This is a genomic window from Paractinoplanes brasiliensis (genome assembly GCF_004362215.1).
Taxonomy (GTDB): domain Bacteria; phylum Actinomycetota; class Actinomycetes; order Mycobacteriales; family Micromonosporaceae; genus Actinoplanes; species Actinoplanes brasiliensis.
Genome location: NZ_SNWR01000002.1, coordinates 293552 through 319391 on the forward strand (window position 1 = coordinate 293552; position 25840 = coordinate 319391).

General features: G+C 69.8%; 19 protein-coding genes. 6 read left to right on the forward strand and 13 right to left on the reverse strand.

Annotated features, from left to right (window positions below; genetic code table 11):
* Nucleotides 1-63 precede the first annotated feature (63 nt).
* The 5 genes from C8E87_RS33385 to C8E87_RS33405 form a co-directional block, all read right to left on the reverse strand.
* Nucleotides 64-2265 (reverse strand): serine/threonine-protein kinase, encoded by a 2202-nt coding sequence (locus C8E87_RS33385; RefSeq protein WP_239080143.1) that lies wholly within the window; start codon nucleotides 2263-2265, stop codon nucleotides 64-66.
* Nucleotides 2262-3440 (reverse strand): hypothetical protein, encoded by a 1179-nt coding sequence (locus C8E87_RS33390; protein ID WP_133877435.1) that lies wholly within the window; start codon nucleotides 3438-3440, stop codon nucleotides 2262-2264. The genes C8E87_RS33385 and C8E87_RS33390 overlap by 4 nt, the downstream gene beginning before the upstream one ends.
* The gene (locus tag C8E87_RS33395; protein WP_133877436.1) at nucleotides 3437-4405 is read right to left on the reverse strand and encodes a glutamate ABC transporter substrate-binding protein; all 969 of its coding nucleotides are present in this window, start codon (nucleotides 4403-4405) and stop codon (nucleotides 3437-3439) included. Before C8E87_RS33395 ends, C8E87_RS33390 begins: the two co-directional genes overlap by 4 nt.
* A complete protein-coding gene (locus C8E87_RS33400; RefSeq protein ID WP_133877437.1) occupies nucleotides 4405-5730 on the reverse strand; it encodes a GlnX family signal transduction membrane protein in 1326 nt (441 codons plus the stop codon). Before C8E87_RS33400 ends, C8E87_RS33395 begins: the two co-directional genes overlap by 1 nt.
* A 92-nt stretch (nucleotides 5731-5822) precedes the next feature.
* Complete coding sequence (locus C8E87_RS33405; protein ID WP_133879107.1) at nucleotides 5823-7370, reverse strand: long-chain-fatty-acid--CoA ligase; 1548 nt, start codon at nucleotides 7368-7370, stop codon at nucleotides 5823-5825.
* Nucleotides 7371-7455: 85 nt separating this feature from the next.
* Here C8E87_RS33405 and C8E87_RS33410 point away from each other — a divergent pair, with 85 nt between their 5' ends.
* Both C8E87_RS33410 and C8E87_RS33415 read left to right on the forward strand, forming a co-directional pair.
* Nucleotides 7456-7665, forward strand: a complete 210-nt coding sequence (locus tag C8E87_RS33410) for a hypothetical protein (RefSeq protein WP_133877438.1) — start codon at nucleotides 7456-7458, stop codon at nucleotides 7663-7665.
* 141 nt (nucleotides 7666-7806) lie between these two features.
* The gene (locus C8E87_RS33415) at nucleotides 7807-9279 is read left to right on the forward strand and encodes a polysaccharide biosynthesis protein (protein ID WP_239080141.1); all 1473 of its coding nucleotides are present in this window, start codon (nucleotides 7807-7809) and stop codon (nucleotides 9277-9279) included.
* Here C8E87_RS33415 and C8E87_RS33420 read toward each other — a convergent pair.
* The 3 genes from C8E87_RS33420 to C8E87_RS33430 form a co-directional block, all read right to left on the reverse strand.
* On the reverse strand, nucleotides 9251-10087 hold the full coding sequence (locus C8E87_RS33420; RefSeq protein WP_133877439.1) for a DUF1028 domain-containing protein: 837 nt from the start codon (nucleotides 10085-10087) through the stop codon (nucleotides 9251-9253). The two genes, C8E87_RS33415 and C8E87_RS33420, sit on opposite strands and share 29 nt — an antisense overlap.
* A gap of 29 nt (nucleotides 10088-10116) precedes the next feature.
* Complete coding sequence (locus C8E87_RS33425; protein WP_133877440.1) at nucleotides 10117-10440, reverse strand: hypothetical protein; 324 nt, start codon at nucleotides 10438-10440, stop codon at nucleotides 10117-10119.
* A gap of 322 nt (nucleotides 10441-10762) precedes the next feature.
* The gene (locus C8E87_RS33430) at nucleotides 10763-11182 is read right to left on the reverse strand and encodes a universal stress protein (RefSeq protein WP_133877441.1); all 420 of its coding nucleotides are present in this window, start codon (nucleotides 11180-11182) and stop codon (nucleotides 10763-10765) included.
* 80 nt (nucleotides 11183-11262) lie between these two features.
* Between C8E87_RS33430 and C8E87_RS33435 the strand changes: the two genes are divergently transcribed.
* Complete coding sequence (locus tag C8E87_RS33435) at nucleotides 11263-12654, forward strand: APC family permease (RefSeq protein ID WP_133877442.1); 1392 nt, start codon at nucleotides 11263-11265, stop codon at nucleotides 12652-12654.
* A gap of 313 nt (nucleotides 12655-12967) precedes the next feature.
* On the opposite strand, the gene C8E87_RS33440 is transcribed toward C8E87_RS33435, so the two are convergent.
* The 4 genes from C8E87_RS33440 to C8E87_RS33455 form a co-directional block, all read right to left on the reverse strand.
* Nucleotides 12968-13882, reverse strand: a complete 915-nt coding sequence (locus C8E87_RS33440) for a carbohydrate ABC transporter permease (protein WP_133877443.1) — start codon at nucleotides 13880-13882, stop codon at nucleotides 12968-12970.
* A complete protein-coding gene (locus C8E87_RS33445; RefSeq protein ID WP_166661480.1) occupies nucleotides 13879-14820 on the reverse strand; it encodes a carbohydrate ABC transporter permease in 942 nt (313 codons plus the stop codon). The genes C8E87_RS33440 and C8E87_RS33445 overlap by 4 nt, the downstream gene beginning before the upstream one ends.
* 130 nt (nucleotides 14821-14950) lie before the next feature.
* Nucleotides 14951-16318: an ABC transporter substrate-binding protein gene (locus tag C8E87_RS33450; RefSeq protein WP_133877445.1), complete on the reverse strand. Its 1368-nt coding sequence runs from the start codon at nucleotides 16316-16318 to the stop codon at nucleotides 14951-14953.
* Nucleotides 16319-16629: 311 nt separating this feature from the next.
* Complete coding sequence (locus tag C8E87_RS33455; RefSeq protein ID WP_133877446.1) at nucleotides 16630-17994, reverse strand: UDP-glucose dehydrogenase family protein; 1365 nt, start codon at nucleotides 17992-17994, stop codon at nucleotides 16630-16632.
* A gap of 489 nt (nucleotides 17995-18483) precedes the next feature.
* Between C8E87_RS33455 and C8E87_RS33460 the strand changes: the two genes are divergently transcribed.
* The 3 genes from C8E87_RS33460 to C8E87_RS33470 are packed head-to-tail and all read left to right on the forward strand — an operon-like array spanning nucleotide 18484 to nucleotide 25225.
* Nucleotides 18484-21141 carry a cellulose binding domain-containing protein gene (locus C8E87_RS33460; protein ID WP_133877447.1) on the forward strand — a complete coding sequence of 886 codons (2658 nt, stop codon included), beginning with the start codon at nucleotides 18484-18486 and terminating at the stop codon, nucleotides 21139-21141.
* Nucleotides 21142-21171: 30 nt separating this feature from the next.
* The gene (locus tag C8E87_RS33465) at nucleotides 21172-24102 is read left to right on the forward strand and encodes a glycoside hydrolase family 48 protein (RefSeq protein WP_239080140.1); all 2931 of its coding nucleotides are present in this window, start codon (nucleotides 21172-21174) and stop codon (nucleotides 24100-24102) included.
* Between the two features lie 13 nt (nucleotides 24103-24115).
* Nucleotides 24116-25225, forward strand: coding sequence for a lytic polysaccharide monooxygenase auxiliary activity family 9 protein (locus C8E87_RS33470; protein WP_133877448.1), 1110 nt, complete (start codon nucleotides 24116-24118; stop codon nucleotides 25223-25225).
* A gap of 57 nt (nucleotides 25226-25282) precedes the next feature.
* On the opposite strand, the gene C8E87_RS33475 is transcribed toward C8E87_RS33470, so the two are convergent.
* Entirely contained in the window at nucleotides 25283-25837 is a 555-nt protein-coding gene (locus C8E87_RS33475) for a TetR/AcrR family transcriptional regulator (protein WP_133877449.1), read from the reverse strand.
* Nucleotides 25838-25840 lie beyond the last annotated feature (3 nt).

Here is a 25840-nt window from a genome sequence, read left to right on the forward strand (position 1 = left end):
GCCGGGGAACAAAAGCGGGAGCCGGGGAATGAGCCCGGTGGCGCACATCATAAGAACTCCGGGTCATGTCCGCGTCCGGGGCCTCGACGTGTTGGCCAGGTCGACCAGCCGGATCTTCTCGGCCCCGTGGGCGGCGCGCGCCATTTCCCGGTACGCCTCCTCGAGCGCGAACCGGATGTCGCGTTCGGCGATCTTCCCGCTCCGGGTGGACCCGAGCACCGCCGCGGGCAGCGTGGCGCCGCCGCCGACGTTGCGCAGGGCCTGTTCGAGCAGTTCGGCCCGCAACTGGGCCAGCTGGGCTGCTTCCACCTCGAGGCGTTCGATCAGGGCCGCCGCGGCCGCCAGCGAGTCGACGTCGGGCGCCTTCGACGGGTGTGCCTGCACGAGCGCGCGCACCGCCCCGACCTGCGAGCTGCGGTAGGCCGACGACGTGCCGGGCACCCGGTTGTACGCCTCGACGGCCCCGCTGCGGTCACCGGCCCGCAGCCGGCAGCGCGCCAGCCCGGCCGCGGCTGCCGTGTACGACGGGTCGGTGCGGCTCACCACGTCGTAGTACCCGGCCGCCGCCGGGTCCCCGGCCAGCTCCAGGCTCAGGCCCAGCGCGAGCTGCGGCGCCAGCTCGCCCGGCAGCGCCGCGTACACCGCGTCGAAGCAGAGCCGGGCCGCCGGGTGGTTGCCCTCGGCCAGCCGCAGCAACCCGTCGTACCAGGCCGCCCGCCAGTCCCCGCCCTCGGCGAGCATCAGCCGGTCGCACGCCTCCCGGGCCTCGCCGAACTCGCTGGTGCGGGCTGCCAGGTCGATGCGGGCCCGCAGAGCGCGCAGCCGCACCTCGATGGTGTCGACCGGGGCCGAGGTCAGCAGCGTGAGCACCTCGGACGGGTCGGTCACGGTCACCGAGGCCAGGAACGCGGCCGCCGGGTCGGTGAGGTCGATCAGCGGGGTCGGCAGGTCCTGCCAGCGCGGCGTCTCCGAGCGCGGGTCGGTGCGCAGCTCGCCGGTGAACAGCCGCGACGGCGCCGGGTGGGGCGTGCCGCCGGCCGCCAGCACCTGCCGCAGCACGCCCAGCATCTGCTCGCTCATCTCGGCCGCGTCGACGAACCGTTCCGTCGGCTCCTTGCGGGTGGCCCGGTCGATGAGCCGGTAGAACGACTCGAACTGCCGGTACACGTCGAACTCGCCCCGGTCGGGCAGGGTGTCGGCGAACGTGCTCTGGTAACCGCGGAAGTCGGTGGTGAGCACGGCCAGCGTACGGCCGATGGTGTACAGGTCCGAGGCGATCGACGGGCCCAGCGTCGCCATCTCGGGCGCCTGATAGCCGACCGTGCCGTAGAGCGCCGCGTCGTGGTCGTCGACGTGCACGACGCCGCCCAGGTCGATCAGCTTGAGCTGGTCGCCGACCTGGATCACGTTGTCCGGCTTGAAATCGCAGTAGATCAGCCCGCGGTCGTGCAGGTACCCGAATGCCGGCATGATCTCCAGGACGTACGCCAGCGCCTGGTCGACCGGCAGCGGGTCGGCCGTGTTGCCGGCCGCCTCCCGGCGCTTCTTGAGGATGTCCTTGAGCGACTGGCCGCCGACGTACTCCATGACGATGTAGCCGGCGCCGTCGTGCTCGACGAAGTTGTAGATCTTGACGATGTTCGGGTGCTCGACCTCGGCCAGGAACCGGCGTTCGGCCACCGCCGCGGCCAGCGCGTCCTCGTCACCCGAGTTGAGCAGGCCCTTGAGCACCACCCAGCGGTCCGAGACGTTCTTGTCGACGGCCAGATAGATCCAGCCCAGCCCGCCGTGCGCGAGCGCGCCGACCACCTCGTACTGCCCGCCGATGAGGTCGCCCTTGACGAGCTTGGGGGTGAAGTTGAACGGCTCGCCGCAGGAGGGGCAGAAGCCCGACGTACGCCCTCCGCGGTCACCTCTCGTGCGGCCGACCGTGTTGCCGCACTTGGCGCAGTACCGCTTCGACTCGGGCACCTCGGCGTTGGCCTTGACGACGGTCGCCGGGTCGGCCTGCGTGATCGGCTCGATGTCGACCAGGCCGCCTCCGAAGCGCCGGCGCGACGATCCGGTGCGGGAGCTGCCGGTCCGGCTCGATCCCGCCGTACGGGTGGACAGGGCGGCCGACCGCGATGACGGGCCGGTCGCGACAGTGGCCTCACGTGGCTTCGGCACAACGCCGGCCGGCCGGGAACTCGCGCGCGGGGCCATGCCGCAGGTGTCGCAGTACCCGTCCTCGATCGTCCCCGGGCAGTTACGTTCGCACTTCATCGGCCGTCCTTCGCGATCGTGGCGGTGAGCGCATCCTGGTAGGCGTTGACGGCCCGGCGGGCGGCGGCCAGGTCGCACGGCGCGACGTACAGGGCCTCACGCGCGGCCAACGCCGGCGGGGACAGTTGCGGGTGCTCGGCCAGCCCGCGGCGCAGCGCCTTGGCCTGGTAGGCGTCGAAGCGTCCGCGCAGCTCGTTGCGGGCCGCGAGCAGGCCGCCGTTGTGGGCCGCCCCTTCGCGCAGCGTCGTGAGCCGCTCCCGGGCCCGCCGGTTCCAGTCGGAGAGCCGAGCGCTGATCAGCGGCCAGTGCCCGGCGGCGGCCAGCGCGTCGATCGCGGCCAGGTCGGGCCGCAGGTCACCGGCGGGCACGGCGGCGATCTCGTGCGGCGGGAACCGGCCGTCGGCCTTCCCGGCGGCGGCGTGGGCCTCGTCGGTTGCCGCCACCAGCTCGGCCGCCAGGCGGTGCGCGTCGGCCAGCCGCTGGGTCAGGACCTCCCGCAGCTCGCCGGCCGAGGTGCGCTCGGCGTCGGCGCGTTCGATGAGGGACCGTACGGCGGTCAGGTCCGCCTCGCGCACGCCGAGCGGATCGGTCGCCAGCGTCGCGGTGAACTGCCCGAGCAACCGGTCGGCCTGGTCGATGGTGGCCGTGCTGCCACCCGACTGCCGGGTCAGCCCCCGTACGGTCTCCAGCGCGGTGGCCGCCTCGGCCGCGGCCGGGAGCAGCCTGTCCCACGCCGCGCCGGCCCGGGTGGCGACGCCGACCGCCGTGGCGAAGGCGGCCTCCATCGCCGACAGCAACTGGGCCGGCGTGCACGTGGTGTGCACCTGGCCGGGTCCGAGCAGCCCGCGCTGGGCCAGCGGAACCACCTCGACCGACAGCGTGATCGACGCGCCGAGCACCTCGTGCCGCAGCTGTGCCCGCTCGGCGTCGCTGGGCCGTTTGAGGTCGCGCAGCTGCTGCGCCCGCGTGATCACCTCGGTCAGCAGCCGATAGCCGTCCCACAGCTCGGTCAGCGCGGCGGTCGCGTCGGCCCACGCGGCGGCTGTCCGGCCGGTCAGCCGGGTCTTGTCCAGCTCCTTGCGGGCCGGGTTGTCGTCGAGGTCGACCAGGTTGGCCGCGATCGCCGTCACCGCGGTCTCGAGCCGCCGCAGCTCGGCCTCTGCCCGCGCGGTCATTTGTCGTACTGGGCCTTCGGCGGGGACGGGGCCGCGCCGAAGTCACCCAGCCACCGCTCGTACGTCTTCTTCCAGGTGCCGTCGGCGCGGTTGCGTTCGAGCACGGCGTTGACGAACCGGGCGAACTCGGGATGCTCCTTCGAGATCGCCATCGCGTACGGCTCGTCGGTGAACCGGTCGCCGATGACCTTGGCGTACGGGTCCTGAGCGGCCATGCCGGCCAGGATCGTGTCATCGGTCGAGATGCCGTCGACCTCGTTGCGCTGGAACGCGACCAGGCAGTCGCCGAACACCGCCTTGGCCACCGGGATCGGCTTGGTCTTCACCTTCGCCACGTTCTCGATCGACGTGGAGCCCGCGGCCGAGCAGACCTTCTTGCCACCGAGGTCCTCGATGCTCTTGGCCGTCGAGGTCTTCGACACCAGCACCTTCTGCCCGGCCTCGTAGTAGATGCTGGAGAACAGCACGTCCTGCCAGCGCTCGCAGTTGGCCGTCATGGTGTCGGCGACGATGTCGACCGAGCCGTCCGCGGCCGAGCTCACCCTTTTGTCGTACGCGATGACCTTGATCTGCAGTTTGCCGGGGTCACCGAAGATGGCCTCGGCGATCTGGCGGCCCATGTCGACGTCGAAGCCCTCGATCTGGCCGGTGAACGGGTTGCGCGAGCTGAACAGCAGCGTGTCCTGGCTGGTGCCGAGCACGAGCCGGCCGCGTTCCTGGATGGTCCTCATGTAGCTGCCGGCGGGCATGTCACCGGGGGAGGGCAGCCCGCCGGGCTCGGGTCGCAGGCTGGCCCGTGGGTTGCACGCGGGGGCGGCCTTCTTGGCGGCGGGCGGGGCCTGGCCCACAGCGTCCGTCCGCGGCTGGGTGGCCGTCGTGGACAGCGGGCCGGTGTCGCCCGAGCAGGCGGCCAGGGCGGTGGTGGCGGCGAGCGCGGCGACGGCGAGAACGGCTCGGATGCGCATCAGCGGTACTCCTCCAACCGGGCGCGGAGACCCGCGTACGCGAACGCGCACACGCCCAGGGCCAGCAACGGCCCCAGCACGGTCAGCAGGCCGAGCCCGCTGCCCGCGCTCTCGATCTCGGCGGTGAAGAAGGCCTTGCGGTTCTCCAGCGCGGCGTCCAGGTCGGAGCGCAGCTCGTCGAAGACCTTGGACGTCTCGGGGCCGATGGCCAGCGCGACCGCCTTGTCGTACTCGCCGTTGTCGTCGAGCGCGCGGACGTCCTTGTGGATCGTCGCGTACTGCCGGAACTGCTTGGCCGCGCGGTCCATCGTCCGGCCCAGCTGGGAGTCGAGCGCGCCGTACTGGTTGACCATCGGGCCCCCGGACTGGGTCAGCCGGGCCTGGACCGTGGCGAAGTCCTCCTCGTACGGGCCGGAACCCGCGCGTGCCGCCAGCGTGAGCGCCTCGTCGCCGCGGGCCTGCAGGGTCAGCAGACGGCTCTCGGAGATCGACGCCATCGGCCCGGAGCCCTGGCCGGCCGCCCGGTCGAGGTGGGCCTGCTGCACTGCCAGGATCGCGATGGTGCCGATCGTGAACACCAGCGTCAGCGCCGTGGCGGCCAGCAGCGGCACGTTGAAGGTGCGGTTCGTACGGCGGCTCAGGTAGCGCTGGGTCAGCACCAACGCGATCAGCAACGCCAGCAGCGACAGCAGGAGCAGGGCCATCCAGCCGGCCGCGCCGGCCGCGGAGTAGCCGTCCTCGACCTCGTTCTGCGCGCCGCGGAACAGCTCGCGGGCCTGCGGCTGCAGGGTGTCCCGGTTGAGACGCGAGGCCTCGGACAGATAGGACACGCCGACCGGCAGGCCCTGGCGGTTGTTGGCGCGGGCCGTGGCCACCAGCGCCGAGTACTGCGCCACCCCGGCCGACAGCGTGCGCACGGCCTCGGCCGCACGGCCGTCGGCGGGGGTGCGGCGCGCCGCCGACGTGAGCGCGGTGGTCGCGCGTTCGAGGTCGGCGTCGTAGCGGCGGGTCAACGCGACCGGTTCGAGCCCGCCGGCCAGGAACGCCTGCGCGGCGGTGGTGTCGGCGTCGGCCAGCGCCGCGTAGATCGCCTCCGACTCGACCAGCAGCGGCTGCGCGCGGTCGCCGAGGTCGTCCGTGCCGGCCCGGGCCGACGAACCGGTGACGCCGGCCAGCAGGCCGCTGAGCAGCCCGAGCCCGACGAGCAGCGCGATCAGAAGCTGCAGGCGGCCGGGGGACGTGTGCCGCAGACCGCCGACCCGGCGCAGCACGCCGGCGTTCCGCTGGGTTCCTGGTGCGGGCCGTGCCGCCAGCGCAGTCGTCAAGCTCTTCTCCCCGCTGTTGTGCGGTCTTCACTGTGAGCCATCAACGCAAGCGCCCGGCAGCCGGGGCTGCCGGGCGACGCATATGCCCGAGTTCAGCTGAGTTCGCGCTTGAGCAGCTTGCCGGTGGCGGTCATCGGCAGCGATTCCACAATGGAGACGATCCGCGGGTATTTGTACGCGGCCATCTGCTCCTTGCCCCACTCGACGAGTTCCTGCTCGGTCACCGTGGCGCCGGGGTTGAGGATCACGAACGCCTTGACCTCCTCGCCGAGGCTGGGGTGCGGCACCCCGATCACGGCGGCCAGCGAGACCGCCTCGTGGGTGATCAGAACTTCCTCGATCTCCCGCGGGTAGACGTTGAAGCCGCCCCGGATGATCATGTCTTTGGCCCGGTCGACGATGTAGAAGTAACCGTCCTTGTCACGCCGGCCGAGGTCGCCGCTGCGGAACCAGCCGTCCCGCATGACCTCCGCCGTCGCCTCCGGCCGGTTGAAGTAGCCGCGCATGATGTTGTGGCCGCGGATCGCGATCTCGCCGATCTCGTCGGAACCCTCGATCGTGTTCCAGTCGGTGTCGATCAGCTTCACCTCGACACCCCAGATGGGCACGCCGATCGAGCCGGGGCGGGGCTCCGCGCCGGGCTTGCTGAACGTGGCCACCGGCGAGGTCTCGCTCAGCCCGTACCCCTCGAGGATGGTCACCCCGAAGCGCTCCTTGACCGCCTTGATGATCTCGACGGGCAGACTGGACCCGCCGGCCACGGCGACACGCATGTTGCCGGCGATCCGCTCGACGTCGACATCGTCGGTGAGCGCGTTGAGCAGCCCCCAATACATGGTCGGCACGCCCGCGAAGAACGTCACGTTCTCGCTCTCGAGCAGCTTGACCGCGGCCGCGGCGTCGAAGCGGGGGAGCAGAACGAGGGTGGCGGCGGTGGCGAACCCCGCGTTCATGTTGACGGTGCTGCCGAACGAGTGGAACAGCGGCAGCACGAGCAGGTGCGTGTCGGTGGCCGGCGTGCTGCCGAACAACCGGTTGCAGGTCAGCGCGTTGAGCAGCAGGTTCGAGTGGCTGAGCTCGGCGCCCTTGGCCTGCCCGGTGGTGCCGCTGGTGTAGAGGATGACGGCCGGGTCGGTCTCGGGCAGCAGCACCGGCTCGAAGACCGGCGACCTGCCGGCCAGCCCCGCCCCCAGCGTCTCGGCGCCCTCGATCGGCGACGGCGCGGCCGGGTCGGCGGTGATCAGGAAGAACGTCTCGCAGCCGTCGGTCTGCTGGAATCCCGCGAACCCCTCTGTGCCCATCGGCAACTCCGGCGTGCCCTGGAAGCACAGGTATGCCTTGGCCTGCGAGTCCTTCAGGTGGTATGCGATCTCGCGGCCCTTCAGGAGCACGTTGAGCGGCACCACGACCGCGCCCGCCTTGAGGATGCCGTAGTAGGCGACCGGGAAGTACGGCAGGTTCGGGCAGGACAGCGCCACCTTGTCGCCGGGCCGGATGCCGCGCTCGACGAGCAGGTTCGCCACCTGGTTGGCGGCCGCGTCGACCTGGGCGTAGGTCAGACGCCGGTCACCCAGGACGACAGCCGCCCGATCGGGGTAGTTGCGGGCGCTGTCCTCGAGGAGGATCGAGAGGTTGAGCATGCGGTCGGTCCCCTTCACGGTGGTGATGTGACTGCCGTCTCATCCCAGCACGCGGCCCGGACGCGAGAAACCCTCCGTTTCGGTTTTGTTTCCCGCTGCCGACACGGGCAGCCTGCGTGACGACGCGATGGGGTTCCCGCGCGACGTCGGCCAGGGGCGCACCGGGCTGATGACGCTGATCGGCGCCCAGCCCATCGAGTGCTTCCGGGCCACCGGCAGGTTCCGCTCGTCGCACGACTCGCTGCGGCCGCCGGGTCGACCCGCCGGGCCGGCGACCATCGTCGGGCGGCCGTGACGCGGGGGGAGCCGGCCGACGTGCCGCGGTCGCCGCGGGTTGACCCCGTTTGCGGCGCAGGGTGGGTCGGCCCTCGGGTGGCGCGGGGCGGGTTGACCCGTTGCGGCGCAGGGGTGGTTCGCCCCAATTTACGCTGAAAGGGTGAAGGGGCGTCGGGACACTCGGGGCGAGAGCGTGCTCTACACGCTGGCCGTCGGCTACGAGCGGTGGGCGCGGCGCCGGGGGAGCGCGCCCGCCCGGGTGCCGGCGCTCGTCTTCGGCGCGGGCGCCGCCGCGGCGGCACTGCTGCACAGCATGGTCTTCGACCCGGACAGCCCGTTCGAGCCGCTCGGCATCCTCGACGACGACCCGGCCCGGCAGGGTGAGCGGCTGGCCGGGATCCCCGTGATCGGCACCCGGCGGGACCTCGACGAGGCCGTGGCCGGCACGGGCGCCGAGGTCGTCATCTTCGCGGTCGGCAATGCCGAGGCCGGGCTGATCCGCGACGTACGGGAACGCGCCGTCGCGGCCGGGGTGCGCCTGCTGATCGTGCCCGAGGCGAGTGAAGCCCTCGACCACGAACTCGGCGCGGCCGACGTGCGCGAGGTCCAGATCACCGATCTGCTGGGCCGCCACCGCATCGAGGCCGCCTTGCCCGAGGCAGCGCTCGCCGAGTTGCTGACCGGGCGCCGGGTGCTGGTCACCGGGGCCGGCGGTCAGATCGGGTCCGAGCTGTGCCGGCAGATCCACCGCTACGAGCCGGCCGCCCTGACGATGCTCGACCACGACGAGGCCGCCCTGCAAACGGCCCAGCTGGCTGTCGACCCGCGGGCCGGGCTGCACGACCGATCCGTCCAGTTGGCCGACATACGCGACGCCGCCCGGGTGCGCGAGGTGTTCCGTACGGGGAAACCGGAAGTTGTCTTTCACGCGGCTGCACTCAAACACCAGCCGCTGCTGGAGCGCCACCCGGCCGAGGCCGTCAAGACGAACGTGCTCGGGGCTCTCAACGTGCTGGAGGCCGCCGGGGACGCCGCGCTGTTCGTCAACGTCTCCACCGACAAGGCCGCCGACCCGGTCAGCGTGCTCGGCTACACCGAGCGTGTCGCCGAACGTCTCACCGCCCACCACGGCGGCCTCAGCGTCCGCTTCGGCAACGTGCTCGGCAGCCGCGGGTCGGTCGTCGCCACGTTCGCCGCCCAGATCGCCGACGGCGGGCCGATCACGGTCACCCACCCGGACGCCACGCGTTACCTGATGACCGCGCAGGAGGCCGTGAACCTCACCCTGCGGGCCGCCACGCTCGGCCGTCCCGGCGAGGCCCTGATCCTGCAGCTGGGCGAGCCCGTGCTGATCGCCGAGCTGGCCCGGCAGATGATCGCCCTGGCCGGCCGGCCCGTCGACATCGTCTTCACCGGCCTGCGCCCCGGCGAGAAACTGGGCGACGTCCTGTTCGGCGCCGGCGAGAACCCCACCCGGCCGCACCACCCGCTGATCTCACACGTCGCCGTTCCGCCTCTGCACCCCGCAGCCGTACGCCCGCTGACCGCTCCCGGCATCCCCGAGGCGCTCACGTCGGCGCTCGCCGGGTTGTGCGGCCCCGCCCTCAGCTCTGCGCCGCTCTCAGGATCTTGAGCACCCGCGGGTCGATCTTCCCCGGCACGATCCGCATCTCCAGGTTCTCGACACCCGCCCACGACGCCAGCGAGTCGTTCAGGTCGGACCCGACATGTCCCGCCGCCGCCAGCCGCTCGGCCACCTCGTCGGCCAGCACCCCGGTCAACGGCAGCAGCGTCGCCGGGTCGGGGAACTCGAAGTACAGGCTGTGCATCTCGAGCAACCGGCCGAGTTCGCCCACCGGCTCCGGATGGTCGTCGACGCGCAGGTCCACCCACACGTCGCTGGTGCCGCCGTAGCCCATGCCCTTCGACACCACGTACAGCGCAGCGCTCTGCCGCCCGCGCCGGTCCCCACCCGCCAGGTCGCCGGCCCTCAGCGCGGCCAGCAGCCGGTAAGCCAGCCGTTCCTCGCCGGCCCCGGCCAGCCACGTCTTCTCCATGTCGTCCACGACGCCGGGCCCGGCGAGCATGTTGCCCTGAATCGCGTAACCGTCCCCGGCCACACCGCCCGCCCAGTCGTGACACTGGTCGCCGGTGAAGGTGGCGCCCGGTCCCTCCGGCCCGACCACGCCGACCTGCCGGTGCCCGACCGGCCCGGCATCGCCCGCGACCAGCGCCTTGACCGTCTCGGTGGCCGCGACCCCCGTGCCGAGCAGCGCGAGCGCCTGCGGCCGGTACGCGAGGTTCGCGTACGACTGGGTCGCCACTGCCCCGACGTCGACCAGCGCGGCCGGGACCGCCGCGCCGACTCCGAGGAACTTGCTGGCCACGGCGATGCCCAGGGCCTTGCCGTCGGCGGACCGGGCCACGATCGAGAACGTCATGGCAGGGAAGATATCCCGCCCGGCCCGGTCTAGTAGCGGTAGTGCCGTGCCGCAGCCGGTTCCGTGGCGGGCGAGGCGTTGTCGGACCAGCGGCTGCGCGCGGAGTTCGCGGCGGACCGCGCGCCGGCCTTGCGGCGTGACGACGGCTTGGGCGCGATCTCGACCCCGGGGCGCGGCTCGACCTGCTCGACCGAGGAGACCACGACCACCGACGCCGATCCCAGCTCGAGCATCCGCATAGCCGCTGTCCAGTCGCCCGGGATGATGCCGACGACGTTGTAGCGGCGGTTGGTGCAGTAGTCCAGGCACCGGGCAGCGCTCGCGCTGTAGTTCTCCGGGCGAACGTAAATCACTGCGTTGACCACCGGGTCGTTCCCTTCACCCAGGCTGAGTGGCTGTCTGATGACTCTCGATATCCGCGCGAGGTCAACCTAAACGTGCCCGTCACCTTGTGCACATCCGATGTTATGGATAAGTGACCGTCGATCCATCCTTTCATCGACGGCGATCGGTCCCTTCTGTGCCATCCGACCGGCTAATTTCCGGATTTGGTGTTGCTTTCAACCATCCACAGGAGAAGACTGCACGAACTCGGCGACAAGTGTGTCCTGGCCTCGAGCCCGGTCCACCTTCGACGGTCGCGCCCCGATCCACGAAGGCCAGCTGCGTCGTGAACTAGGCCGGGTGGCCCGGGTGGGTGATCACCAGGACCGGTTTCGCGGACTGTTTGATCAGGTCGAGCGGCACGCTTCCGAGCAGCCGCTCGGCCACCTTGGGCCGGCTGCTCGAACCGGCCACGATGAGGTCGGCGTTGTGCTGCCGTGCGAAGCCGAGGATCGCCGGCACGGGCCGCCCGGGCAGCACCGAGACGGTCGCCTCGACCCCGGCCTCGGCCAGGCGTCGCGCTATCGAGGTGGCCGCCGCGTAGGCCGAGTCGGAGAACACCGTACGCGGGACGGCCGCCAGCCTTTCCAGCTCGACACCGTCGGCCGCCACCACCGAGACCACCGCGCCGGTCTGTTTGGCCAGGCCGGCCACCGCGTCGGCGAGCCAGGGCTGATCGGCTTCGGGTTTGGCGGCCACGACGATGCGCATCACTAGACGTTAGCCGGTGATCGCGACCCGTCGATAGCTTTGACTCGACAGAACCGCCGACGTGTACCAGTGTCGCGGTTATGGCGGACGACGCGGTGAAGCAAACACGACGCGAACCCGAACTCAAACGGGTCATGGGCCCCGGCCTGCTTCTGCTGTTCGTGGTGGGCGACATCCTGGGCACCGGCGTCTACGCCCTCACCGGCCGGGTCGCCAACGAGGTCGGCGGCGCCGTGTGGCTGCCGTTCCTCATCGCTTTCCTGGTGGCGTTGCTGACCGCGTTCAGCTATCTCGAACTGGTCACCAAATATCCGCGGGCGGCCGGCGCCGCGCTCTACACGCACAAGGCGTTCGGCATCCATTTCCTGACGTTCATCGTCGCGTTCGCCGTCATGTGTTCCGGTCTGACATCCGCGTCCAGCGCGTCGAAGGCGTTCGCGTCCAACTTCGTCGAGGCGTTCGACCTGTCGCCGGCCGACGGGTTCGCGCTGACCGCCATCGCGCTCGGGTTCATGCTGCTGGTCGGGCTGATCAACTTCCGTGGCGTGGGCGAGAGCGTGAAACTCAACGTGCTGCTGACCTGCGTCGAGCTGACCGGCCTGCTGATCGTCATCTGCATCGGGGCGTGGGCGCTGGGCGGCGGCAACGGCGACCTGTCGCGGCTCACCGACTTCCATTCCGCCGAGGGCGACTCCGCGTTCTTCTCGGTCACCGCGGCCACGGCGCTGGCGTTCTTCGCCATGGTCGGCTTCGAGGACTCGGTCAACATGGCCGAGGAGACCAAGGATCCCGTACGCATCTTCCCCAAGGTCATGCTCACCGGGCTCTGCATCACCGGCGTCATCTACGTGCTGGTCTCGATCTCGTCGGTCGCGCTGGTGCCGCCGGCCGAGCTCGGTGAGGGCGACGCGCCCCTGCTCAAGGTCGTCGAGGCCGGCGCGTCCGCGTTCCCCCTCTGGATCTTCGCCTTCATCACCATGTTCGCCGTCGCCAACTCCGCCCTGATCAACATGCTGATGGCCAGCCGCCTGCTCTACGGCATGGCCAACGAGCGCGTGCTCCCCCGGGTCCTCGGAAAGGTCCACCCCACCCGCCGTACGCCGTGGGTCGGCATCCTGTTCACCACGGCGATCGCCTTCGGCCTGATTTGGTTCGCCGACCTGACCGCGCTCGGCGGCACCACGTCGCTGCTGCTGCTGTGCGTCTTCACCGTGGTCAACATCGCCGTGCTGGTGCTGCGCCGCGACCGGGTCGACCACAACCACTTCAAGGCGCCCACGGCCATCCCCGTGATCGGCGCGGTCGCCTGCGCGTACCTGGCCAGCCCGCTCTCGGGGCGGGCCGCCGCCGATTACCGCATCGCCGGGATCCTCGTCGTCATCGGCGTGGTGCTGTGGTTGATCACGTTCCTCTACAACCGGTACGTGCTGCACGAGGACGCCGACCTCGACCCGACCAACCTGCGCGACTGACCGGCCGTGCGCATCACGATCCTGGCCCCGGACAGCCGGGGCAGTGGGCAGCCGGGGCTGCGGGCAGCCGGGGCTGCGGGCAGCCGGGGCTGCGGAGGACGGCGCGGCTGGAGTCATGCCCGCATTGAAGCAGCTTGCGTGACGACACGCCGGAAGCCCTGTGGATAACGCCGGACTGTGGACAACCCGCGCCGGCGCCGCGCCGAGGTGTAGTTTCTGGCCGGCCCCCGGGTGGGTGGGGTAGGGGAGAACAACGGTCGAAGGGCCGCGCCCGAGATGCGGACGCGGCCCTTCGGCAGGGGTGAGAGGGGGCTCAGCCCTTGACGCTGCCGGCCAGCAGACCGCGTACGAAGTAGCGCTGGAGCAGCAGGAACACCGTGACCGGCACCAGGATGGAGACGAAGGCGCCCGCCGACAGCAGGTGCCAGGCGGTGCCGCGGGTGCCGCTCAGGTTGGCCAGCTGCAGGGTGATCGGGGCCACCTCGTTGCCGCCGCCGGCGAAGACCAGCGCGACCAGCAGGTCGTTCCAGACCCACAGGAACTGGAAGATGCCGAACGCCGCCAGCGCGGGGGTGAGCAGCGGCAGCATCACCTTGAAGAAGATCGAGACGTGGCCGGCGCCGTCGACGCGGGCGGCCTCGATCAGGCCGGAGGGGATCTCCCGCATGAAGTTGTGCAGCAGGTAGATCGCCAGCGGCAGGGCGAACGTCGCGTGCGACAGCCACAACGTCCAGAACGTGCCCGTGATGTCGATGCTCACGAAGATCTTGAGCAGGGGGATCAGCGTGACCTGCAGCGGGACGATCTGCAGGGCGAAGATCATCAGGAACAGGACGTTGCGCCCGGGGAACTTGATCCAGGCGAACGCGTACGCGGACAGGGCCGCGAGCGACATCGGGATCAGCACCGACGGGATACAGATGATCAGCGAGTTGACGAAGAACGCGGCCAGGTTGACGCCGCCCTCCTCGCCGAAGACCTTGCTGTAGTTCTCGAGCGTGACGGTCGGGTCGCTGAAGAACGTCCACCAGCCGGTCGTCTTGATGGCCCGTTCCGGGCGGAACGAGGACACCAGCAGGCCGAAGGTCGGCAGCGTCCACAGCACCGCGATCACGATGGCGGCGATCGAGGCCCACGGTGAGCTCAGCCGCTTCTTGGCGATCGAGGCGGGGCTCGGCTTGTCCGCCACCAGGGGCGGCGTGGTCGTCAGCGGAGTGCTGGTGCTCATGATGCCTCCGAACGACGCAGCGAGCGGATGTTGTAGATGACGATCGGGATGACCAGGACGAACAGCAGCACCGCGAGCGCGGCGCCCAGGCCCTGGTTGTCGGCGTTGAACGTCTGCCGGTAGAACTCGTTGGCCACGACGCTGGTCTCGAAGTTGCCGCCCGTCATGGTGCGGACGATGTCGAAGACCTTCAGGGTGCCGATGCCGATCGTGGTCAGCACCACCACGACGGTGGGCTGCACGCTCGGCAGCGTGATCTTGCGGAACATGCTCCACGCGTTCACGCCGTCGAGGCGGGCGGCCTCGATGATGTCGTCCGGAATGGCCTTGATCGCGGCCGACAGGATGGTCATCGCGAAGCCGGCCTGGATCCAGATCATCACGATGATGAGCAGGAACGTGTTGAGCGGCGTCTCGATGAGCAGCTGGACCGGTTTGCCGCCGAGCCAGACGATCAGCTGGTTGACCAGGCCGATCTGCTTCACGTTGCCCTGGTCGGGGCGGTACTCGTAGACGAACTTCCAGATCACGCCGGCGGCCACGAACGAGATCGACATCGGCAGGAAGATCAGCGCCTTGGCGAACGACTCGAACCGCGACTTGTCGACCAGGATGGCGTAGACCAGGCCGATCGCGGTGGCCACGAACGGCGTGACAACGACCCAGAACACCGTGTTCCGCAGCACGGTCAACTGGTCTTTGTCGGTGAAGATGGTGCCGTAGTTGTCGAAGCCGATGAAGGCGGTGCCCGCGGCGTCGAAGAACGACTGGTAGATGGTGCGGAGGCCCGGATAGACGAGACCGACCGCGAGCATGAGCACGGCCGGCAACAGGTAGAGGTAAGCGACGACCTTGTCGCCGCGCTTACCGCCGAAACGACCGGCGATGAAGAGAATGACGCCCATGACCGCGGCGAACAGCAGCAGGGCCGCGAGCATCTGCAGGATTTTTTCGGGGGTGGTGGAGGCGGTGTTGAACACGCGACCCGGACCTCCTTGTGCGCTGGAGTGGAGAGAGGTTCGGGGCCGGTCGGGAAAGATCCCGACCGGCCCCGGCAGTGCTATGTGATTACTTGGGCCAAGCCTTCTCGATGTTGTCCACCGTGGTCTTGGTGTCCTGACCGGTGATCCACGCGGTCGACTGCTTCCAGAACGCGTCCGAACCCACGGCGGCCGGCATCATGTCGGAGCCGTCGAAGCGGAACGTGGCGTTCGGGTCGAGCAGGATGCCGCCGGCCAGCTTGTCGATCGGGTTCGTCAGGTTGGCCTGGTCGAGACCCTTGTTGGCGGTGACCCAGCCCGACGAGAGCTTGGCCTTGGTGTTGGCCCACACGTCCGAGGAGAGGTACGTCTGGAACGCCTTGACCTCGGGGCGGTCGGCGAAGGCCACCACGAACTCGCCGGCGCCGAGAACCGGCTTGCTGCTGGCGTCCTTGCCGGGCAGGTAGAACGCGAAGACGTCGCCGTCCTCGGCCACCTTGGTGCCCTTCTCGAAGTTGGCCGCGTAGAAGCTGGCCTGCCGGTGCAGCGAGCACTGGCCCTCGAGGATCTTCAGACCGGCGTCCTGGAACGTGGTGGTCGCGATGCTCTTGACGTCGCCGAGACCGCCGTTGACGTACTTGTCGTTCTTCAGGTAGCCGCCGACCGCGTCGAACGCCGTCGCGATCTCGGGCGAGTTGAACGGGATCTCGTGGTTGACCCACTTGTCGTAGGTCTCGGGCGAGCTGGTGCGCAGGACGAAGTCCTCGACCCAGTCGGTGACCGGCCAGCCGGTGGCGTCACCACTGGCGATACCGGCGCACCAGGGCTTGCCGCCCTCGCCCGCGATCTTGTCGCTGAGCGCCTTGAGCTCGTCGAGCGTCGTCGGGACGGTGTAGCCCTTGTCCTTGAACTCGCTGGGGGAGTACCACACCAGCGACTTCACGCTCGCGCCGAGCGGGGCGCCGTAGAACTTGCCGTCGATCGTGGTGTAGGCCTTCCAGGCCTTGTCCCAGAACTTGTCGACGTTGGCCGAGACCTCTTCCGGCGCGGCCACGGCCTTGCCGGTCGAGACCAGCTGCTTGACCAGACCCGGCTGGGGCACGATCGCGAGGTCCGGCGGGTTGCCGGCGCGGGCGCGCACGAGCACCTGGGTCTCGAAGGACTTGTCGCCCTCGTACTTGATGGTGGCGCCGGTGCACTGCTCGAAGGGCTTGTAGGACTCGATGTGCGGAGTGTCCTCCGGCGTCACGATGCCCGTGTAGATCGTGACCGTCTTGCCCTTGATGTCACCGAACTTGGTGTATGGCGCACAGTCGATGGCCGCCGCCGAGGCGTCCGTGCCGCTGCCGCTGTCAGAGTCGTCGCCGCCGCACGCCGCGAGGCCGAAAACCAGCCCTGCGCTCAGCGTGCCGGCGAGCGCCGCGCGGAAACGCGGGCTCGTAGGTTGACCGAACATACCGCTCCCTATGTCAAATCGCGCTTCCGACGTCCGGAGACGTCGCCGTCCGAAGCGCTACTTGGATCACAGTCAAGAGGTAACCGGCACATTGCGCAATGATTTCCGCTTGATCGACTCGGTAACGATACGGCGTCACTGCTCCGGACGCCTTAACCGGTTAAGGTAGAGCCCCTGGTCAGGCCGCGAAAAAGCGCCTTACCAGGACCCTAGCGAAAAACGGACCACCCCGCCCGGGATATCGGCCGATATCCGAGGCGGGGTGGTCCGAACGGTCGATACCGACCTTGGTGGGGGCAGACGTAAGCCCCTCAGCCGGCCATCGAGAGGTACTTGAAACCGAGGCGGCTCATGCGCTCGGCGTCGAGCACGTTGCGGCCGTCGAGCACGATCGGCGTACGCATCAGGCCGACGAACTTGCCCCAGTCGAGCTCGATGTACTGCGCCCACTTGGTCACCAGCACCACGGCGTCGCAGTCGTCGAAGACACCGTCGAGCGTGTCGCTCAGGTGCGGCGCCAGCTCGGGGTACTCCCGGCGGAAGCGCTCGCCCGCGATCGGGTCGTGCAGCTTGACCCGGGCGCCCCGGGCGAGCAGCAGGCCGGCGATGTCGAGCGCCGGCGAGTCGCGCAGGTCGTCGGTGTTGGGCTTGAACGCCACGCCGAGCAGCCCGATCTTGCGGCCCTTGAGGATGCGCAGCTCGGACTGCAGGCGCTCGACCGCGATCTCGCGCTGCCGCTGGTTGACGTCGCGGGCGGCCTTCACGATCGGCATGTCGTAGTTGTATTCCGACGCGGTGGCGATCAGCGCCTTGGTGTCCTTGCCGAAGCAGGAACCGCCCCAGCCGACACCGGGCTCCAGGAAGCGCGAGCCGATGCGCTGGTCGAGGCCCATGCCGCGGGCCACCTCGGTGATGTCGGCGCCGACCTTGCCGGCCAGCTGGCCGATCTCGTTCACGTAGCTGATCTTCAGGGCGAGGAACGCGTTGGCCGCGTACTTGATCAGCTCGGCGCTGGCCAGGTCGGTCGAGACCAGCGGGACGGCCGTGGTGTCGTCGGGCCGAGGCTGGAAGACGGGCGGGGTGAAGGTCTGGTTGATCAGCGGGCGGTAGAGCTGGTTGAGCACCTCGAGCGCGCGCGGACTGTCCGAGCCGATCACGATGCGGTCGGGGAACAGCGTGTCGTGGATGGCGTTGCCCTCGCGCAGGAACTCCGGATTCGACGCGACCGAGAACTCGCAATTTTCCGGCCGGTCGTCGCGCTGCGCGAACGAATCGCGAAGAATCGCGTCGACCCAGTTGCCGGAGCCGATCGGAACGGTCGACTTGTTGACCACAACGGTGAACTCGTGGTCGAGATTCTGCGCGACGCTCTCGGCCGCCGAGCGCAGATAGCGCAAATCCGGGCTGCCGTCGCCGGCGGAGGGGGTCTGCACGGCCACGAAGACGACGTCGGCCCCCGGCACGCCCTCGGCGTAGCTGGTGGTGAACGTCAGGTTCGGCGCGGCCTCGGCGAGCAGCTCCTCCATGCCGGGCTCGTAGATGGGGCACTTGCCCCCGCGCAGCATGTCGACCTTGTCCTGGTCGAGGTCGATGCAGGTCACCTGGTGTCCCAGGAAGGCCAGGCTCACACCGGTGGTCAGCCCGACGTAGCCGGTGCCGACAACACAAACCCTCATCAAACGCTCCTCCACCGCGGGCGGCCTGGCACAACTGCCGCCCCTCCCGTATTCACCGCCAGATGATACACAGCGTAGAAAAGCGTTCGGCAAATCCCTGACGTACGGTTATGGGTTCATTCCTTAGAGTTGCCGCAACGTTCGCCGACGATTTACCGCAATTGAAATCGCTCAATGCCGGCGTCGCATTGCCGGGGCCGGTGAAATTTGCCACGAACCGGTGGCGCCGCGCCGGCCGCGCCGGGCAGCCACGCCCGCGCGTTCAGCTCGCTGCCGGGCACGTCGGGGCCCGCGTTGCCCGCGGCGCCGCGATCATACGGCCGCGGCGCGGGCTCGCGCGCGTGCCCGCGCGCTCCGGCCGTCCAGGCAGACTCCCCAAGATATGCACGATTGTCAACTCCTGGTTTCCAGGGCTTGACAGAGGCGTGACGCGCACACGACGCTGCTGGGAGCGCTCCCATGTGGAAGCTCGTCGATGGAAGGTCGCGGATGCGAAGGTCCACCATCGCGGCGGTCGTCACCGCCGCCCTGCTCAGCGCGTCGGCCCTGGTGCTGGCCCGGCCGCTGACGGCCACCGCCGAGGCGGCCGACCCGTACGTCTGGAAGAACGTGCGGATCGACGGCGGTGGGTTCGTGCCCGGCATCGTGTTCAACCCCGGCGAGCGGAACCTGATCTACGCCCGCACCGACATCGGCGGCGCCTACCGCTGGAACGAGAACGGCCAGAGCTGGACCCCCCTGCTCGACTGGGTCGGCCAGGACAACTGGGGTTACAACGGCGTGCTCAGCATCGCGCCCGACCCCGTCGACACCGACCGGGTCTACGCCGCCGTCGGCATGTACACCAACAGCTGGGACCCGAACAACGGCGCCGTTCTTCGTTCCTCCGACAAGGGCGCCACCTGGCAGGTCACGAAGCTGCCGTTCAAGAACGGCGGCAACATGCCGGGCCGGGGAATGGGGGAGCGGCTCGCCGTAGACCCGCACGACAACCGGAACGTCTATTTCGCCGCGGAAGGCGGAAACGGGCTCTGGCGCAGCACCGACCACGGGGTCACCTGGGCCAGGGTCACGAACTTCCCGAACGCCGGCAACTACGTGCAGGACCCGGACGACCCCAACGGCTACCTGAACCAGAACCAGGGGCTGACCTGGGTCACGTTCGGCGCGGCGAACCAGATCTACGTCGGGGTGGCCGACAAGCAGAACATGCTGTACCGCTCGCTCGACGGGGGCGCGACCTGGGAACGCGTGCCTGGTCAGCCCACCGGGCACATCGCGCACAAGGGCGTCGTACAGGGAAAGCATCTTTTCCTCGCGACCAGCGACACCGGCGGCCCGTACGAGGGTGGAGCCGGCCAGGTGCTGCGGCTCGACACCACCACCGGCGCCTGGACGGACATCTCGCCCACGCCGGCCGCCGACGCGTATTACGGCTATTCCGGTCTCACCGTCGACCGTCAGAACCCGGGCACGCTCATGGTGGCCACGCAGATCTCCTGGTGGCCCGACGCCATCTTCTTCCGCAGCACCGACAACGGCGCGACCTGGACGCGGATCTGGGACTTCGCTGGATATCCGTCCGTCACCAAGCGCTACAGCATGGACATCTCGGCCAACCCGTGGCTGGACTTCAACACCAACCCGCAGCCCCCCGAGTCGACACCGAAGCTGGGCTGGATGAACGAGTCGCTGGAGATCGACCCGTTCAACTCCGACCGGATGCTCTACGGCACCGGCGCCACGATCTACGGCACCACCCAGCTGACCAACTGGGACTCGGACACCGCCTTCACGATCAAGCCGTACGCCCGTGGCCTCGAGGAGACAGCGGTCCTCGACCTGGCCAGCCCGCCGTCGGGCGCCCCGCTGGTCAGCGCGCTGGGCGACATCGGCGGTTTCCACCACGCCTCGCTCGACGCCGTGCAGCCGAACTTCCACGACACGCCGGCGCTGGGCAGCAACACCTCGCTGGACTTCGCCGAGCTCAACCCGCAGGTGTTCGCCCGGGTCGGCAACGCGGACGCGGCCCCGCACATCGGCATCTCGACCGACGGCGGCAGGAACTGGTATCAGGGCCAGGAGCCGGGCGGGGTCACCGGCGGCGGCACGATCGCGGTCGGCGCCGACGCCGGCTCGATGGTCTGGTCGCCGGCCGGAGCGGGCGTGCACCACTCGACCACCCGGGGCAGCTCATGGGCGGCCTCGACCGGGGTGCCCGCCGGCGCGATCGTCGAGAGCGACCGCGCCGACCCGAAGACCTTCTACGCGTACGCGGCGGGGAAGTTCTACACCAGCAAGGACGGCGGCGCGACGTTCACCGCGTCGGCGGCCACGCTGCCCACGACCGGGCGGCTGCACTTCAAGGCGGTGCCGGGCGCGGCCGGGCACGTCTGGTTCGCGGGGGAGAGCGGGCTGCTGCGCTCGACCGACGCCGGCGCCACATTCACCGAGGTCGCGCCGGTGACCTCGGGCATCAACGTCGCGTTCGGCAAGGCGGCGCCGGGGGCCGGCCATCCCGCGGTCTTCCTGGTCGGCACGGTCGGCGGCGTCACCGGGGTGTTCCGCTCCGACGACACCGGCGGCTCGTGGCTGCGGATCAACGACGACCAGCACCAGTACGGGAACATGGGCGACGCCCTGGCCGGGGATCCGCGCATCTACGGCCGGGTCTATCTGGGCACCAACGGCCGCGGCATCCTCTACGCCGACCGGGCCGGAGGCGCCACCCCGACGACGCCGCCCACCACGGCGCCGACAACGCCACCCACGACGCCGCCGACGACACCGCCCACGACCGCTCCCACCACGCCGCCGCCGACCACCCCCAACCCGTCGGGCGGCTGCGCGGCCACCTACCAGATCACCGGCTCGTGGAGTGGCGGCTTCCAGGCCGAGGTGACCGTCACCAACACCGGCGCCACCACCACCAGCGCCTGGACCGTCGGCTGGACCTTCACCGGCGGGCAGAGCGTGACCCAGCTGTGGGGCGGCGTCCACACGCAGACCGGCACCGCGGTCAGCGTGCGCAACACCTCCTGGAACGGCGCCCTGGCCGCGGGCGCGAGCACCACCTTCGGCCTCCTCGGAAGCCTCAGCGGCAGCACCAACCCCGTCCCCTCCCCGGTCACCTGCGCCCCGGCGTAGCGCGCCTCCCCACAAGAAAGGACTCCCCACGTGCAAGTGAGATTCCGAACCAGACCCCGCGTACGCCGCGGGCTGGCCGTCACCGGCGCCGCCGTCCTCGGCGCCGGCGCGGCCCTGGTGGCCGGCGTCCCGGCTCTCGCCGCCCCGAGCTGCAATGTGGTCTACAAGGTGCAGAGCCAGTGGAGCGGCGGGTTCACCGGCGACATCGCCATCACCAACACCGGCGACCCGATGACCAGCTGGAGGCTCGAGTACGACTTCCCCGACGCGTCGCAGCGGGTGACCCAGGGCTGGAGCGGCGTCTACTCGCAGAGCGGGCAGCACGTCACCGTCAACAACGCGGCCTGGAACGGCAACCTGGGCACGAACGCGACGGTCAGCACGGGCTTCAACGGCTCGTTCGGCTCGGCCAACCCGGTGCCGACCGCGTTCTCGGTCAACGGCGTGCGCTGCAACGGCCCGGCCACCGCCGCACCCACGGTCGAGATCACCAGCCCAGCCGCGAACACCCGGTTCACCGCGCCCGCGTCGATCCCGATCACGGCGGTGCCCACCGCGCCGTCCGGCGGGTCGATCAGCAAGGTCGAGTTCTACCACGACGGGCTGCTGCTCAACACCGACACAGCCGCGCCGTACACGTACACCTGGTCCGGGGTTCCGGCCCAGACCGCGGCCTACCAGCTGCAGGCCATCGCGTACGACGCCACCGGCAACAAGAGCAACACCGCCGCCGTGCCGGTGTTCGTCGACGCGGCCACCACCCCGGCGATCGTCTCCGATGCCACCTCGGTGAGCGTGTCGCCCGGCAAGAGCGCGACTTTCAAGCTGGCTCTGTCGAAGGCTCCGACGGCCAATGTGACTGTGGCGGTCGCCCGCACCAGCGGCGCGACCACCGTCTCGGCCACCCCGGCGTCGCTGACCTTCACCCCGTCGAACTGGAACACCGGCCAGACCGTCACGGTCGCGGCCACCGACGCGGCGACGATCGGCGCGACGGCCGCCTTCTCGGCCACCGCGAGCGGGCACACGGCCGCGACCGTCAACGCGACCGTCGTCCGGGAGGGCGCCGCCGACGCCCGGTTCACCCAGCTCTACAACGACATCAAGAACCCGGCCAACGGCTACTTCAGCCCGGACGGCGTGCCGTACCACTCGATCGAGACGCTGATCGACGAGGCGCCCGACCACGGCCACGAAACCACCTCCGAGGCGTTCAGCTACTGGCTGTGGCTCGAGGCGGAGCACGGGCACGTAACCGGTGAATGGGCGCCGTTCAACAGCGCCTGGGCGACGATGGAGAAGTACATCATCCCGGCGCACGCCGACCAGCCGACCAACGACAAGTACGACCCGTCGAAGCCGGCGACGTACGCGGCGGAGTACCCGCTGCCGTCGCAGTACCCGTCGCAGCTCGACAACAGCGTCTCGGTGGGAACCGACCCGCTGGCCAACGAGCTGAAGAGCGCGTACGGCACGTCGGACATCTACGGCATGCACTGGCTGCTCGACGTCGACAACACGTACGGCTTCGGCCGCTGCGGCGACGGCACCACGCGCAACGTCTACATCAACACGTTCCAGCGCGGCCCGCAGGAGTCGACGTTCGAGACCGTGCCGCAGCCCTCCTGCGACACGTTCAAGCACGGCGGCCCCAACGGCTACCTCGACCTGTTCACCAAGGACTCCAGCTACGCCAAGCAGTGGAAGTACACCAACGCCCCGGACGCGGACTCGCGCGCGGTGCAGGCGGCGTACTGGGCGTACACCTGGGCGACCGAGCAGGGCAAGCAGTCGCAGCTGACCGCGGCCGTGGCCAACGCCGCCAAGATGGGCGACTACCTGCGGTACTCGTTCTACGACAAGTACTTCAAGCAGCCCGGCTGCACGTCGACCTCGTGCCCGGCCGGCACCGGCAAGAACGCCTCCAGCAACCTGATGTCCTGGTACTACGCCTGGGGTGGCGCGACCGACACCAGCGCCGGATGGGCGTGGCGGATCGGCTCGAGCACCAGCCACTTCGGCTACCAGAACCCGATGGCCGCCTACATCCTGTCCAACGTCAGCGCCTTCGCCCCGAAGTCGCCGACGGCCAAGGCGGACTGGCAGGCCAGCCTGAACCGGCAGCTCGAGTTCTACCAGTGGCTGCAGTCGTCCGAGGGCGCGATCGCCGGCGGCGCGACGAACAGCTGGAACGGCAGCTACCAGGCCCGCCCGGCCGGCACGCCGACCTTCTACGGGCTGGCGTACGTGGAGGCCCCGGTCTACGAGGACCCGCCGTCGAACCGCTGGTTCGGCATGCAGACCTGGTCGCTGGAGCGTCTGGCCGAGTACTACTACCTGACCAACGACAGCAAGGCCAAGTCCGTGCTGGACAAGTGGGTGCCGTGGGCGCTGGCGAACAGCGACATCACCGCCACCGACTTCAGCATCCCGTCGGACATGGAGTGGACCGGCGCGCCGGCCACCTGGAACCCGTCCAGCCCGCAGCCGAACACCAACCTGCACGTCGAAGTGACCAGCCACGGCCAGGACCTCGGCGTCGCGGGCTCGTTCGCCAAGCTGCTGACCTACTACGCGGCCAAGTCCGGCAGCACCACGGCCAAGACCGCGGCCAAGAACCTGCTCGACGCGATCTGGACCAAGAAGGACTCGAAGGGCGTCTCGGTCACCGAGACCCGGGCCGACTACAACCGCATGGACGACAAGTACGACGCGTCCACCGGCCAGGGCATCTACATCCCGCCGGGCTGGAGCGGCAAGATGCCGAACGGCGACGAGATCAAGCCGGGTGTGTCCTTCCTGGACATTCGCTCCTTCTACAAGAACGACCCGGACTACCCGAAGGTTGAGGCGTACCTCAACGGTGGGCCGGCGCCGACGTTCAACTACCACCGTTTCTGGGCGCAGGTCGACGTGGCCACCGGCTACGCGGACTTCGCCCGGTTGTTCCCCAACGGCTGATCCGGAGGCCTTGATGAGAAAAAGATTGTTGATGTACGCCATGGCGGGGCTGCTCGCCGCGGGCGTCGGGGCAGTGGTGTCACAGGGCCCCGCTCAGGCCCACGGGGCCATGATGGTGCCGGGCAGCCGCACGTGGCTCTGCTACCAGGACGGCCGCAACCCGCAGACCGGCGCGATCGAGCCCAAGAACCCCGCCTGCGCCGCGGCCGTGGCCCAGAGCGGCACGGCGTCGCTCTACAACTGGTTCGCGGTGCTGCGCTCGGACGGGGCGGGCCGGATGGCCGGCTTCATCCCCGACGGCCAGCTCTGCTCGGGCGGCACCGGGGGCCCGTACAACTTCACCGGCTTCAACCTGCCGCGCAACGACTTCCCGGTCACCCACCTGACCGCGGGCCGGCAGATCGAGGTGAAGTACAACAACTGGGCCAAGCACCCCGGCACGTTCCGCATGTACATCACCAAGGACAGCTGGAGCCCGACCCGGGCCCTGGCCTGGAGCGACCTGGAGTCGACGCCGTTCGACACGGTGACCAACCCGCCGGACCGCGGCGGGCCCGGTTCCGACGAGGGGCACTACTACTGGAACGCGACGCTGCCGTCGGGCAAGAGCGGACGCCACCTGATCTACTCGGTGTGGCAGCGCTCGGACAGCAACGAGACGTTCTACAACTGCTCCGACGTCGTCTTCGACGGCGGCAACGGTGAGGTGACCGGGATCGGCGGTGGCACCACCACGCCGCCCACGACCCCGCCGACGACGCCACCCACCACTGCGCCCACGACGCCTCCGACGACCCCGCCGACCTCACCGCCGGCGGGCGGATCCGGCTGCTCCGCGATGTTCAACATCTCGAGCACCTGGAACGGGGGCTTCCAGGCCGAGGTCATGGTGCACGCCGGAACGGCCGCCATCAACAAGTGGACGGTGTCGTGGACCTGGCCGGGCTCGCAGAGCCTGACCCAGGCCTGGAACGGCACAGCCAGCAGCAGCGGCTCGATGGTGTCGGTCAAGAACGCGAGCTACAACGGCACGGTGGCTTCCGGCCAGCACACCACGTTCGGCCTGCTGGGCAACGGCACCCCACCCGCCTCGGTGAACAACCTGTCCTGTTCGACCGCCTGACCTGACTCGCTGGAGTAGGAGAAACCGGCGGCGGCGCTCCCTGGCGCCGCCGCCGGTTCAGCGGTCCGTGCGCAGGCCGCGGAGGACGAAGTCGAGGCGGCGGCGGTAGTCGTCGCGGGTCTGGCGGTCACAGGCGCGGACGATGACGCCCCGTTCGAGAATCAGGTATCTCAGGTCCTCGCTCGTGATGTCGTCGCGGACCACGCCGGCGGCCTGGGCGTCGGAGAGCAGCCGGGCGCCGAAGTGGCAGGCGCGTTCGAACAGGGTGGTCAGTGGCTCGGAGTCGGGCAGCACCCGCATCAGGACGTCGTTGGCGGCGGGCTCGTCGTACTGCAGGAGCCACGTACGCAGCAGGTACTCCTCGAAACGCAGCAACGGGCCGTCCAGGGCGTCGACAGCGTCGATGATGCCGGCGATGCGGGCGGCCACGAGATCGTCCACGACCGCATCGATCAGGCCGGTGCGGCTCCCGAAACGGTGGTAGATCGTGCCCTTGCTGACCCCGGCGACCCGAGCCACCTCGTCCAGCGGCGTGGTCAGGCCGCCGGTGCGGAACACGTCGAGGGCCGCGCGGCGGATGCCCTCGACGTTGCGCCGTGCGTCGGCTCTCATGCC